The sequence below is a fragment of the Paenibacillus peoriae genome, from assembly GCF_022531965.1.
Lineage (GTDB): Bacteria > Bacillota > Bacilli > Paenibacillales > Paenibacillaceae > Paenibacillus > Paenibacillus polymyxa_D.
The window spans coordinates 5,132,400-5,145,846 of record NZ_CP092831.1; the positions used below are offsets into that span (position 1 = coordinate 5,132,400).

The following is a 13,447-nucleotide window of genomic DNA, read 5'->3' on the forward strand; positions in this document are numbered from 1 at the left end:
GCTCAAAACAACTGCCAGACGCAAAAGCACCCTCCGGCTAAACCGAAGGGTGCTTCTGTATTAATACGCGTTCTTGAAACCGTTGCGAATCGTGCGGAAAATAATTTTAATATCAAATAAGAGCGACCAGTTCTCAATATAGAAGATGTCATGCTTAATCCGTTCCTCAATAGATGTATCTCCGCGCAACCCGTTGCTCTGTGCCCAGCCTGTGATTCCGGGACGAACATGATGCTTCACCATGTATTTTGGAATTTCCTCACGGAACTGATCCACATAATAGGGCCGCTCTGGGCGTGGACCAACGACACTCATATCACCCAGCAGAACGTTGAAAAACTGCGGCAGCTCGTCGAGACTCGTTTTACGAATAAAAGTACCAAAACGTGTGCGTCTTGGGTCATTAGCAGTCGTCCAGCCCGTATCTTCAGTTCCAGGTGGTAACACCTTCATCGAACGAAATTTGTACATTCGGAAGGTGCGACGATTCAAGCCTACCCGCTCCTGCTTAAAAATGATGGGCCCTCTGGATGTAATCATCACACCAATCGCTACTGCTAGCATGATCGGAAAGGTCAGGAGAATCGCGAATAAAGAGAATAAAATATCGAATAGGCGCTTAAACAATCGATTCCCCGCTACATCCAGTGGAATATCCCGCACATTGATCATCGGCATACCTGCAAAGTTATCAAAGTACGGGCGAGCCGGCAAATAATCGAAAAAGTCGGGGATTATAAGCGTGCGCACTCCAGCCTTTTCACACATGTTGATAATCTTGGGGTACTTATCATGAGCATCCAGCGGCAGCGCCAGAATGACCTCGTCAATCATCAGACGCGACAGCGTAGCCTCCAATTGATCTAAGCCTCCAAGAATCGGGCGGAAATGCGCCTCTTCCTCTTCACTCCAATGCCGCTTATCATCCAGAAAACCCACTACCTCGTATCCCAGATCAGGATACTGTCCAAGGTTATGATAAAATCGCTGGCCTAGAGTACCCGCCCCAAGAATAAGCATGAATTGTTTGTTGTACCCTTTTTGACGGAGAGCTTTAAGAACTTGCTTCAAGAAAAATCGATAAAACAAAATAAGCAGCACGTTTCCAACCATATAGATTGCCAGATAGGACCGCGAGATATCAATTTGTTTCACGAAGAACATCACACTCAACAGCACGAACAGTCCAACGATATGAATCTGGGTGACGCGAAATACATCATCTGCAAATCGTTTTTTGCGTTTGGGCGAATAGAGCGAAAATAACATCCCCAGCACTACGGCAATCAGGCCGTAGATTAAGCTCCAGCCTCCATATACTTGAATAGGAAGCGGTTCTGTATAGGTGATCCATTCACTTTCAAATTTGAAAAACCAAGCGATCAGAAAGGACAACTGAATGACCGCGAAATCCGCCACAATATATAATTGGGTTAAAAAACGCTGATTTCTGCGTATCATGCTTTCACCTCAGTATGAGATTGTTCCCCGCCGTCCGGCTTGACCGGTGCGGACAACTTATTTTTCAGGAAAGCCATTCCAAATTTCACGGCAATCCCCGCATATACAGCCATATTGGTGATCCAACTGTATTGCTGTTTATAATGCTTACGATGAAATACCCACATAGCTCTATGAAACTCATAAATAATTTTCAAAGGACGGCGGCGAGCGCTGCCCCCTTTGATATGAATAATATATGTGCGCGGGTAGTAGTAAATGCCCCACCCGGCTTGCTTAATCCGGTAGCACCAGTCAATATCCTCACCATACATAAAAAAGGTTTCGTCCAACCCCCCGACCTGGTCAATCGTCTCCCGGCGTACTAGCATAAAAGCACCTACCAGTACATCTACTGGATACTCATCATCCGGGCTTAGATGCCCAAGCTGATATTGATTGTACTTCGGGCTATCCGGGTAACGCTTCGACCAGCCGAAAGCGTAGTAAAAAGAAGCTGACGGCGTTGGAAATCCACGCTTGCATGCCTTATCCAGCGAACCATCCGGCAGGATGACCTTACAGCCCGATGCTCCCATCTCCGGATGCGTATCCATAAACGGAATCATCGTATCCAGTGTGTCCGGCTGCACCAGCGTATCGGAATTCAATAGCAATATATAACGTCCGCCGGCTACTTCCATTCCCTGATTGTTTGCCTTGGCAAAACCTGTATTATCCTCATTGGCTATCAACATAATCTCCGGGTATGCAGCACGAATAGCCTCAACAGATCCGTCACTGGAGTGATTATCAATAACAATCACTTCATATCGGTATTGCGTCTCGGACGCATACACCGACTGCAAACAATCCAGCGTCAATTGACACGTATTATAGTTGACGACCAGTATGCTTACATCCATATTTAAAACGCTCCTGACAAATTCAGTAATCTATTCTACTATCGCCTATTATAGCATACCGCGCAGACCACGGGGCGCAAAAAAGCACATAACTTGTAACCTTACATAGTTTAGAAGGATTATGCAAAATTCGATTCCTGTCACTTTAAAGCGCAAATATAGACAAACGAAATCATTTCGATCTATATATTGTTCATTGGAAGTCGTTTATTAGATTTTTGTAAAATCCTCGGTTGAGGTCTAAAATTCATCGTGGTAAGATATACATGGAAAAAGGGCTGGTGCCAGCCAGCCCCTGCGCAACCAACGCTCCAAGAGCGGACGGTTTTGGAACAATCAGGCCGAAAATAGACCCTTCCTTGCGGGGGCGGTCTATTTTCGTTTGTTAAACTCTAACAGTGTGACGATTAACGCCCCGAACGTCAGCATTAAACTGAGCGCCTCAAACACTGTCACAGGCTTCACCCCCCTCCTCGGGAGAGTTAGCCGACCGCCCTTGCCAGCTCTATCGGTTGCACGTTTCAATTATACTATATTTTTCCATAAAGGAACACGCATTCGATGGTATTTTATCTAGTATTCATTTGCACCTTTGACTATTTGACGCTTATATATGGAAAAAAGTTTCAATATTTTTCTTTCCATACCTCTATAACTTCCTCAATACGAAAACCAACTTATAAATCCAGTTGTCCAACCGTGACTGTCTATAAAATGGACGGCTTGGGGCCAAAAACAACCTCACCAAAAGAGGAGGTGCATAAGTAAATCCACCAGTCATGCATGATAATGTTATCCAAAGAAGTCGGAATTCTCTTTTTCACGAGTTGGAGTGTTTCTTTATTGATCACCACAGTACAACCTGCACATACATTCTCAATGAGAGCATTATAGAAGGATACAGGTCGGGGGATGTCAGCTGCCTGAGCAAGTTTATTCGGCATCCATACATCATCCTGATCACAAAAAGCGTAATAATCGAATGTCATTGAACTTGATTGACATATGTGGCTACATAATAAAATCTCCCAATCATGATATGATGGGAGATCGCTATAGATATAATGTGCCTTTACTTACTCGAGCTTGCCAGATACTCTTTTAAGAAATCCCGCAATCCCTCACGCCAAGAACGTAAATCATGTAACCCATTTGTCCGGATCGCTATATGCTCCATAACAGAATTACGTGGCCGCGCTGCTGGTCTGGGGAATTGCTCTGTGCTGCATGGCTCCAATTTCGCTGTGATCTTGGCATCTAATATTTCCGCCGCATCCTGTAAAATAGCTTGCGTAAATTCATACCAAGTACAGAAACCACTATTGGATGCATGGTATACGCCATATTTCTCCGTTTGCATCAATTCCGCCAAAAAACGTGCCAAATCCACCGTATAAGTAGGTGAACCCTTCTGATCATTCACTACCTGGAGAAGCGGCTTCTCCTGTCCAAGCTTCAGCATCGTTTTCACAAAATTGTTCCCGTGCAATCCATATACCCAAGATGTACGAACAATAAAGTACCTGGAGGAAAGTGTTTGGGTCAACACTTCTCCCGCACGTTTGGACTTTCCGTAGATACTCTGTGGATTGGTATTATCGTACTCATGATATGGCTGTTTTGCCGTTCCATCGAACACATAATCTGTGCTGATATAAACCAGCTTGGCTCCAACCTTTTCCGCAGCCAGAGCCATATTACGTGTACCTGCCGCGTTGACTTGATAAGCCCCGTCTACATCGGTCTCCGCTGCATCCACAGCCGTATACGCTGCACAGTGGATTACGGCATCAGGTTGATATTGTCCTACAATTTTCACAGTCTGCTGCAAATCCGTGATATCCAATTGTTCCCGATCGTAACCAAGGGCATCATGTCCTTGCTCTTGAAAAACCTTTACTACGTCTTTACCAAGTTGGCCGGATGCTCCAGTGACCAGTACCTTCATTCTACACATCCCCCAAGCGGGAACCGTACTGCTTTGCATAGTATTGTTGATATTCACCAGATTGAATGCGAGTCCACCATTCTTCGTTGTCCAAATACCAGCGAATCGTTTCTTTAATGCCGGTTTCAAAAGAATGCTTTGGCTTCCAGCCCAGCTCATTCATGGTCTTTGTAGGATCAATCCCATAGCGGCGGTCATGACCTGGACGATCCTGCACATACGAAATCAGAGATTCTGGCTTGCCCAGCTCCTCCAATACCGTTTTGACGATATGCACATTTGTCCGCTCGTTATTTCCCCCGATATTGTATACTTCACCCAGTTTACCCTGATGAATGACCAGATCAATGGCGCTGCAATGATCCTCTACATACAACCAATCGCGAATGTTCAAGCCATCCCCGTATACAGGTAGCTGTTGATCGCTCAGTGCACGGGAGATCATTAGCGGGATCAATTTCTCAGGAAACTGATATGGACCATAGTTGTTAGAACAACGCGTGATATTTACTGGTAAACCGAAGGTTTCATGATATGCACGAACTAGCAAATCGCCGCCTGCCTTGGATGCAGAATAAGGACTATTAGGTTGCAACGGAGTTTCCTCCGTAAACAATCCTGTTTCTCCGAGAGAACCGTACACCTCATCTGTTGATACCTGTACAAACTTTGTCACGTTATATTTCTTGGCTGCGTCCAGTAGCACTTGTGTACCCAACACGTTTGTTTTCACAAACACTTCCGGTTCCAGAATACTCCGATCGACATGTGACTCTGCTGCAAAATTAACCACCACATCAATTCCCTGCTGCATCAGCTGGTCGATGGCTTGTGCGTCGGTAATATCTACTTTGATGAAGCTATGTTTGGGGTTATTTTCAATGGACTTCAAATTTTCCAGGTTACCTGCATAGGTAAGAGCATCTATATTTACTATTTCGTAATCCGGATGCTGTTTTAACATATACAATACAAAGTTACTGCCTATAAATCCGGCCCCGCCGGTGACAAGAAGTTTCATACTGACCTCCTAAATTTAATTATCCGTTATTTTAGTGTTAAACGTATAGTACTTATGCCCAAAGTAATTAAACACTGTGTAGAGACCCGATGCAATTAAAATCGAAACGTTCCCAACTCCTATAACATTTAAAATCAATAATTTATCCATATACTCCAATAATGGCATTAAAAAATACCCTATGAAATAAGAGGTTACATAAGAAAGTATAGTTACAAAGGTAAATTTCAAAGTCTGACTTAAATACCATTCATTCACCTTGAAAGTAAAATTCCTATTCAGAAAAAAACTACAAATTCCACCAATTATATTTCCACAACTTGTTGAAATCCAATAATTGAAATGAAATAAATTATAAAAAAGATAAATACTAGACAAACCAATTAAAGTATTAATAACCCCTACTAAAAGAAATCTCAGGAACTCAAATCTTTTTATAATATTCATAAATTATAGGGCTCTTTTTCTTGTTGCTGAGCTTCTATTTCAATATTTATAGTTTCTCTTACAAGAAATAGCGGTCTACGTTTACTCTCACCATATACACGACCAATATATTCTCCAATGATTCCAATTGTAATTAACTGAACTCCCCCCAAAAACAATACAGTAACCATAAGAGATGGATAGCCAGGAACCGGATTTCCATATATCAATGTATTTATCATTAAAAAAAGTGCACGGATCAATGCAAAAATTGACACAATGAAGCCTAAATACATAGCAAGTTGTAGAGGAGCAAAGCTAAAAGATGTAATCCCTTCAATAGCAAAATTCCATAACTTCCAATAATTAAAACTGGTTTTCCCAGCAAATCTTGCATCCCGAAGATATGATATACTTGTCTGTTTAAATCCTACCCAACTAAAAAGCCCCTTCATAAATCGGTGACTTTCTGGTAAGTTATTTACAGCATTAACAACTTGTCTAGACATCAAACGAAAATCCCCAGTATCGGCCGGAATATCTATTTTCGTTATTCGTCTTATAAATTTATAAAAAAAACTGGCTGTTGCTTTCTTTATGAAAGTCTCTCCATCCCTTTTAGTTCTTGTTGCATAAACAACATCGTATCCTTCTTGCCACTTTTCAACCATCAAGGGAATGAGTTCAGGTGGATCTTGCAAATCGGCATCTATAGGGATTACTATATCCCCTTTAGAATATTTCAAACCTGCACTCATTGCAATTTCCTTACCAAAATTTCTAGACAAATCAATGACCTTGATTCTGTAATCAGTAGAGGCAATTTCTCTTAATCTAGCATGAGTATTGTCTTTGCTACCATCATTAATACATATGATTTCATAATCATAGTTATGCTTATTTAGTACTTCTGAAATGCGTTCATAAAAAAAATCAATGTTGTCAATTTCATTATACATAGGTACAACTAATGACATCTTAAATTTCATTCTTATATCCCCTCTTAATTCAAGCCTACTTACTTCTAGTGATCTAAATCCCCAACTTGAATATACGGATCGTCCCCTTCAGTGTATAAGTTAGTGGAATCACCATCAAAACCCTTTAACTCAACTTGTGCAGTTTCTTTGATTTTGTTACGTAGCGCACTCCCCTTAAGAACCAAGGCTTTTTTATTTTTCTCTGTAATAATAATTGATTTAATAGGTACTAACTTATGAGGGGTAGTTCCTATGTCAAATCTGAACTTTTGAATATGATTTAATGGAATACTAGTTTTAAATACTTTGTTATGATCTAGTTGCTGACTGATGGAATCCTTTTCGTTAAAGCCATTACCCCTGTCATAAAACAGTTGAAAAATATCAGTTTGAGGATACTTAAACTCAACCTGAATATCAACATCTTCTGTATAATCATTTATGAATTTCAACTGCGGATCATACCCATTAGTGTATATGTTTAATATACCACTCTCTGCTTTTATCTTGGAAATATCATGAAGTGGATAAAATAGACTTTCCAACTTTTTTGCATCATATTTCAGATGAACATTATTATTATCGAATTCGATACTCTTTATTTGTACATTCTGATTTGTTAAAATACCGGGATCTAATCTGAAACTATAAATTGGCTTATTGGGCAGTTCAAAGAACAGTCTATTCCCATCAGCTTGATTATAAATATATGCTTTTGATGAATCCTTTTCATTGATACCATCACCAATATCATAGTATAGCTGATACATATTAACTTTTGCTTTCTCCAACTCAACTATCATCGTTGGCTTGTCAATGCTAACAGATGCTAAATTATAATATTTTGCAAAATGATCATTGGAAGTATAACTCGGATTTAAAGAAATATCATAAATAAAAACATAGCTATTCTCTTTGGCTGTTAACTTTGGAAGTTTTACAACCCTTTCCCCCTGTTCTAGATTCTTATTCACGATTTGAAGTCTTTGAGCACTTTCCTCTGCAATTAATTTATATTGAGTATACACATTATGCATTGTAATGTATAAAGGAATAATGGATGCAACCAACACAACAACAAGTAGCTTCTTGTTCGGTTTTACTATCATAGTTATTGAAATAATAATCATTACAGCCCCACCAAAAGCTGCACGAAGAGGAAATTCGGGAGAAGCCACCATTGCTACATAAGAAAGGAAGCCTGTGAACATAATTAGTAAAGCAATCCAGAGAACCCTTTTAGAGCTTTTATAGTTTTTGTAAACATAAAATAATATCGCCACAAAAAGTATTAGGAATAAATATCTCTGGTCTTGCAACAATATTCCTTTCATAGTTTGTAAAAAGTTAATTATCTGATCTTTAAAACCAACGTTAAAGTACATAGTTTCTTTTCTGACTTTGTTTCCAGGAGCCAGTACCAAATAAACAAACCCTATAAGGCAGCCAATAATTCCACTAAAAAACCATAAAGGTAGTTCAATTTTCTTCTTTAGAGCAATAAAAAAAGAAATACCTACAAATGCTACTGCTATTACAGCAGTATTTTCTTGACTCCAACCTGCTAAAATACCCAAAAAAAACATTGTCAGTATTGTTATTAAATTATTTTTTAGTACATATTTGTTATCAATAAGAAATCTATATGGGAATAAAAATATTAAAATAAAAACAGTAGCCCAGAGATAGTTCACGGAACCCGCTAACCAAAAAGCTGTTTGACCCAAAACAGGAAGCATAAACCAGCACATCAAAGAAACGAGTAAGAAAATACCTAAATCTTCCCTAGTGTTAAATTTTCTTATTTTTGAGAAGGAGCAGATTAAAAACAACAACAATACATAAAAAAATGCATTTACAATATTGAATACATCTTTGCCTAACCATAGAAATAATTGTACAAAAAAGTGTACTATTACTCTTCCGGTCCAATTATGGTACAAATAATTTTGAGATTGAAAAATATCAGTTAAACTTTCAATCTTTTGATTTGTGCCCATAATAAAGCTGTAGGCAAACTCATCATTCCAGTACGGCACAAAATAATTAATTCTGAGCATGTATAAATACATGCTCACGGCCAAAGTGATGATAATTAAACGGTATATATTTAAATACTTATCATCCACTTTTATTTCCAACTTCATAAATAAATTCATCCTCTATATTCCGATTTTGAAGCAAAGAAATTTAAATCTCAGCAGCTCCCAATAAAGGATGGCATTCATCTTTCTGAGATAGTATAGGCTTAGATACGGGCCAATCAATTCCGAGCGCAGGATCATTCCACAAAATACCTCGGTCATGTGCTGAAGAGTAATATTCATCAACTTTATACAAGACTTCCGTGTTTGGTGTTAATGTGCAAAAACCATGAGCAAATCCTTTTGGGACCAATAATTGCTTCTTATTATATTGGCTGAGAATTACTCCTACCCATTGCCCAAATGTTTTCGAATCACGTCGAATATCTACAATGACATCATAAATAGCACCAGCAACAACACGAACTAATTTAGTCTGAGCTTTGGGGGATAGTTGATAGTGCAAACCACGAAGGACGCCTGGTTCAGCAGATAATGAATGATTATCTTGAGTGAATTCATAATTAATTCCTAAGCTGTTCATCACATTTTGATTGTAACTTTCCATAAAAAAACCTCGGTGATCCCCATGAACCACCGGTTCAATAAGCAGAGCACCCTTCAGTTTTAACTCATGTACTTTCATATAATTAACCCCCTTATAATTTTAATCTCCCAAACTCGTCGCTGAATATTATTTCTTTGGCAAGTTCATTGGCTTTAGCAAGGGAGACATGTGTACCTGCATCGGTCCACCAACCTTGAAGAATGTCGAATGTTAGCTCACCTTTTGCAATGTATGCATTGTTTACATCCGTGATTTCCAATTCACCACGTGCTGACGGTTTGAGAGTTTTAACAATCTCAAAAACGCTGTGATCAAACATATAAATACCTGTTACCGCATAATCACTTTTGGGTTTTTGAGGCTTCTCCTCAATTGAAACAATTCGATCTCCCTGTAATTCTGCAACACCGAAGCGTTTTGGATCTTCTACCTGCTGTAGAAGCAATTTAGCACCTGACACTTGATTACGGAAGTTTTGAACATATGGAGATATGTCATCTTCGAATACATTATCACCTAGAATAACAAGCATTTGATCGTCTCCCACAAATTGCTCTGCTAGATCCAATGCCTGGGCGATCCCGCCTGCTTCGTCCTGCACTTTATAGGTAAAAGTAACTCCCATTTCCTTTCCACTTCCTAAAAGGTTCACTACATCGCCCATATGCTCTTTACCTGTGACAATAAGGATGTCCTGAATATCAGCTTGTTTCAGCTTATATACTGCATGAAAGATCATTGGATATTTTCCTACCGGAAGAAGATGCTTATTTGTAACCTTTGTTAATGGGTATAACCGTGTTCCAGTTCCCCCTGCTAATATTATTCCTTTCATAATAGCCTCCTAGGTTTAGTGTTATTTGATGTTCTTTTTAATGTCTTTGTAATCCATCCGATTCTGTTTAAATTGCAAAAAAGAGTTTGCAATAGTTCTAGAATAATACCAAAAGTTTATTATAGACGAATTCTTAAGTATCTCAAAGAATTGTACAGGCCAATTTTGAGGAGAAGGAGCCAATTTATTAAGAACATTATTTTTTCTGCACGATTTAAAATAGGAGCCAAGCACTGTCTTCACTTCTTTGTCTACGACGTCATTTAATGTCAAAAAAGTATTATTGCCGTGCAAGCGGTAGTAATAATACGTAGTCTCAACAAATAAGGGCTCTGATAAAAGCAAACACCTTAGAGCAAAGTCCCAATCATGACAATATTTCAAATTTCGGAATCCATTCAGCTTATCGAAAATGTCTCTGCTGAATAATATATTTCCTGTTGAAATAGCAGTGTTGTGAGGTATCAAAGACCACCCTACACTGGGAAAGTTTTTTATCGAATTTTGAGTATTAATGAAGCTTATAGCCTGGTCGGATACAGTGCTAATATCATTTCCTTCTCCATCAATTACTTTAATCCTCGAGAAAACGAACTCTGAATCAGAACCGAATAAATGTTTAATTAATTGTGTTATCCGATTTGACTCAAACAAGTCATCTGCATTTAGTATTGTTACATATTCTCCTTGTGAGACCCTTATACCTTCATTAATTGAATTGTGAGCACCCTGATTTTGATCGTGCGAAATGAATGTTATGCGATTATTAAATCTTTCCAAAAAAGCTTCACTAGAAATCAGTTCATTTATGATATGACAACTGTTATCTTTCGAGTTGTCATCAATCACCACCAATTCAAGTAGATCGTATGTTTGCTCATAAATGGATTTTAAGGCAGCCTCAATATATTTTTCATAATTATAAGACGGCACAATAACACTAACTAAAGGCGTATCTTGATTATTCATATTTTTCTCCTCAAATATTATCGAATCCGGGATGCTCTCTTAGTTACCTCTAGATATTGATGCCCATACTTTTGATCTGGCTCTAAATGTGTACCTTCAGCCCATTCATTCCATGCGTTAACAAAAATCATTTGTTCTGAATCTTGACTAAACCTCCGAGTATAATCAACCAGGCCTACCAACCATTTTTCATACTCTACAGGATTCGCATAGTGAAAGACATTAGCTGCACTTTTTCTTCTTGCTGTATTATCCCAGCTCAGCATAGTACCTCTAAACCATGTGAAATCCCCAGCCTTCTTTTTCTGAAGCGAACGATCTACCACTTCTCGATAATCGTAAATGTTTCCTGAGAAGTCAGAAACCAGCTCATTCATAGTTTTAGAAATTTCGTTGGCATAAACACCATGCGGCGGGAACTCGACTGCAGAATCACAACCGTAGATCGTTGGATCTACTTGACCAAAGGACTGTACCATGCATACATGAAGATTTGGAATGCCTTCTTCTTTACACTTTTCTTTCCATGTATGGACTGTTGCTTTCAGATTAGGAAACAATTCAGCTCTGTAAATCAACAATATGGGGTCCTTACCATCAATACGGATATATCTTTTGTCCTTTAAAACAGGAATAACTTCTTCAATAAATCTGTTATCTGAGTCTTCATCGTGCACTTGCTTCATAAGCATTTCTTTCTCTTGCCCATCCCATCGCCTTGTCCAACTCTCGTTAGCCCAACAAATACAAAAAGGAAAATCCAAATCTTTATTTTCTAATAAAGCATTCATCGGCTTCTCTAAAAGCCTCTTGCCATCGAACCAATAATAATAGTAACAAAAACCAAAGATATCATATTTTTTAGCAAGTTCTATTTGACGTTTCTGAATGTCACTATCCTCAACCAAATTGTAATATCCTAAATCTGAAGGAACATGCGGTTGATAATGTTCCTTGAATAAAGGTGTCGCCTTACGAACATTTCTCCACTCTGTAAACCCTTCTCCCCACCACTCATCATTCTCTGGAATTGCATGAAACTGTGGTAAATAAAAAGAAACAATATTTGTTGTTTTGTTTTGATTTTCCGGCCAAGCGGATGCTGTAGATCTTCTGTGATAACTAAACTCAGAAATATGTTTTACTTTCATTGCGCTTGCAACCAGTTCTTCCATAAAAGAATCGTAGTCCTTAACATCAAGCAAAACCTTTTCTTTAAAAAGTGTGGACTGAACCACAATAAATGATCCAGCTACCTTATAATTTAACTTTACGGAAGTTAAATGTTCCTCTTTATAGAAAGGAGCAAAATGATCCCCGTTATCAAGGAATCTGTCTTCATTTGTAAAAATCAAGTCTTCACTATCTATAGAATTTAAAGCCAAATGGTGTAATGTATTAATAGATAGAAAATCCTCTTGTTCCAATACCGTAATATAATCCCCTTGTGCAATCTTACTAGCCTCTCTCACCATATCTAAAAACATACTATTAGCAGTATGAATAAACTGAACCTTGCTCAAATCAAAGCCACTCGTAAATTGATTTTCAACAATCTCTTCCCTTGAAATTATAATTACTTCAAAATTGGAATACGTTTGGCTAGTTAAAGAACTTAAACAAAACTCCAGATAGGCCTGATTTAATTTGTACACGGGAATAATGATAGAGAACAAATGTCTGACAGGGTATTGAACGTTGGTAATTTGGGTGCCTTCCTTATACGTGTATGGTTCAAATCTCCCAACCTGATTATCATTCCTATTTGCCATCAATGTGATAGCTCTATTCCACATCCACTTAAATCCGTTTTGCCTCCATTTTTTAAACATTTTAACAAACAAATTGGAGTTATTTCCCGAATTTAATTCTTTGTAGCTGTGAAAAGCCTGATTTAAGATCGAAAGCACTCCAACCTTCTCTATAACAATCCGTTGTATGTAAAATACGCCGGGAGAGTCACCAGGATCCAGTCTCAGAGACACTACATCTTGCTTAAACTCAAAAGGCCTGCCATTCGAATTCTGACGATCTAGCTTTCCGATGATGCAAGAATTATCTTCACTAAAACCGGCCCCATAGTCAATATACAGCTTAAGAAACCTCAATGATTCCGAAGAACCTTCACAATTAATCTTATACCAACCTTTTTTAAACGAACCCTTCAAATAAATCTGAGGGTCATTACCAAAACTTTCCCATTTATCCCCACTTTTATTGATATCTAATAAATTAACGACTTCCATTTCT

13 protein-coding genes are annotated in these 13,447 nt (G+C 38.5%); all 13 read right to left on the reverse strand.

Features of this window, described 5'->3' with window-relative positions:
• Positions 1–60 precede the first annotated feature (60 nt).
• Positions 61–1,461: an undecaprenyl-phosphate glucose phosphotransferase gene (locus MLD56_RS22785; protein ID WP_029514512.1), complete on the reverse strand. Its 1,401-nt coding sequence runs from the start codon at positions 1,459–1,461 to the stop codon at positions 61–63.
• Complete coding sequence (locus MLD56_RS22790) at positions 1,458–2,366, reverse strand: glycosyltransferase family 2 protein (RefSeq protein ID WP_029514513.1); 909 nt, start codon at positions 2,364–2,366, stop codon at positions 1,458–1,460. The genes MLD56_RS22785 and MLD56_RS22790 overlap by 4 nt, the downstream gene beginning before the upstream one ends.
• A 372-nt stretch (positions 2,367–2,738) precedes the next feature.
• Positions 2,739–2,831 (reverse strand): putative holin-like toxin, encoded by a 93-nt coding sequence (locus MLD56_RS26175; RefSeq protein ID WP_219727884.1) that lies wholly within the window; start codon positions 2,829–2,831, stop codon positions 2,739–2,741.
• Between the two features lie 242 nt (positions 2,832–3,073).
• Complete coding sequence (locus MLD56_RS22795; RefSeq protein ID WP_029514514.1) at positions 3,074–3,310, reverse strand: glycosyltransferase family protein; 237 nt, start codon at positions 3,308–3,310, stop codon at positions 3,074–3,076.
• Positions 3,311–3,438: 128 nt separating this feature from the next.
• Entirely contained in the window at positions 3,439–4,314 is an 876-nt protein-coding gene (rfbD, locus tag MLD56_RS22800) for a dTDP-4-dehydrorhamnose reductase (RefSeq protein WP_029514515.1), read from the reverse strand.
• A 1-nt stretch (position 4,315) separates the two neighbouring features.
• Positions 4,316–5,335: a dTDP-glucose 4,6-dehydratase gene (gene rfbB / locus MLD56_RS22805; RefSeq protein WP_029514516.1), complete on the reverse strand. Its 1,020-nt coding sequence runs from the start codon at positions 5,333–5,335 to the stop codon at positions 4,316–4,318.
• Between the two features lie 15 nt (positions 5,336–5,350).
• Positions 5,351–5,782: a GtrA family protein gene (locus MLD56_RS22810; protein WP_029514517.1), complete on the reverse strand. Its 432-nt coding sequence runs from the start codon at positions 5,780–5,782 to the stop codon at positions 5,351–5,353.
• Positions 5,779–6,750, reverse strand: coding sequence for a glycosyltransferase family 2 protein (locus MLD56_RS22815; RefSeq protein WP_029514518.1), 972 nt, complete (start codon positions 6,748–6,750; stop codon positions 5,779–5,781). The genes MLD56_RS22810 and MLD56_RS22815 overlap by 4 nt, the downstream gene beginning before the upstream one ends.
• 35 nt (positions 6,751–6,785) lie before the next feature.
• Entirely contained in the window at positions 6,786–8,888 is a 2,103-nt protein-coding gene (locus MLD56_RS22820; protein ID WP_029514519.1) for a DUF3329 domain-containing protein, read from the reverse strand.
• Between the two features lie 43 nt (positions 8,889–8,931).
• On the reverse strand, positions 8,932–9,471 hold the full coding sequence (gene rfbC / locus MLD56_RS22825) for a dTDP-4-dehydrorhamnose 3,5-epimerase (protein ID WP_029514520.1): 540 nt from the start codon (positions 9,469–9,471) through the stop codon (positions 8,932–8,934).
• A 13-nt stretch (positions 9,472–9,484) separates the two neighbouring features.
• Positions 9,485–10,228: a sugar phosphate nucleotidyltransferase gene (locus MLD56_RS22830; protein ID WP_029514521.1), complete on the reverse strand. Its 744-nt coding sequence runs from the start codon at positions 10,226–10,228 to the stop codon at positions 9,485–9,487.
• Between the two features lie 21 nt (positions 10,229–10,249).
• Positions 10,250–11,197 (reverse strand): glycosyltransferase family 2 protein, encoded by a 948-nt coding sequence (locus MLD56_RS22835; protein ID WP_029514522.1) that lies wholly within the window; start codon positions 11,195–11,197, stop codon positions 10,250–10,252.
• 17 nt (positions 11,198–11,214) lie between these two features.
• Positions 11,215–13,443, reverse strand: a complete 2,229-nt coding sequence (locus MLD56_RS22840) for a glycoside hydrolase family 99-like domain-containing protein (protein ID WP_161626954.1) — start codon at positions 13,441–13,443, stop codon at positions 11,215–11,217.
• Positions 13,444–13,447: the final 4 nt, after the last annotated feature.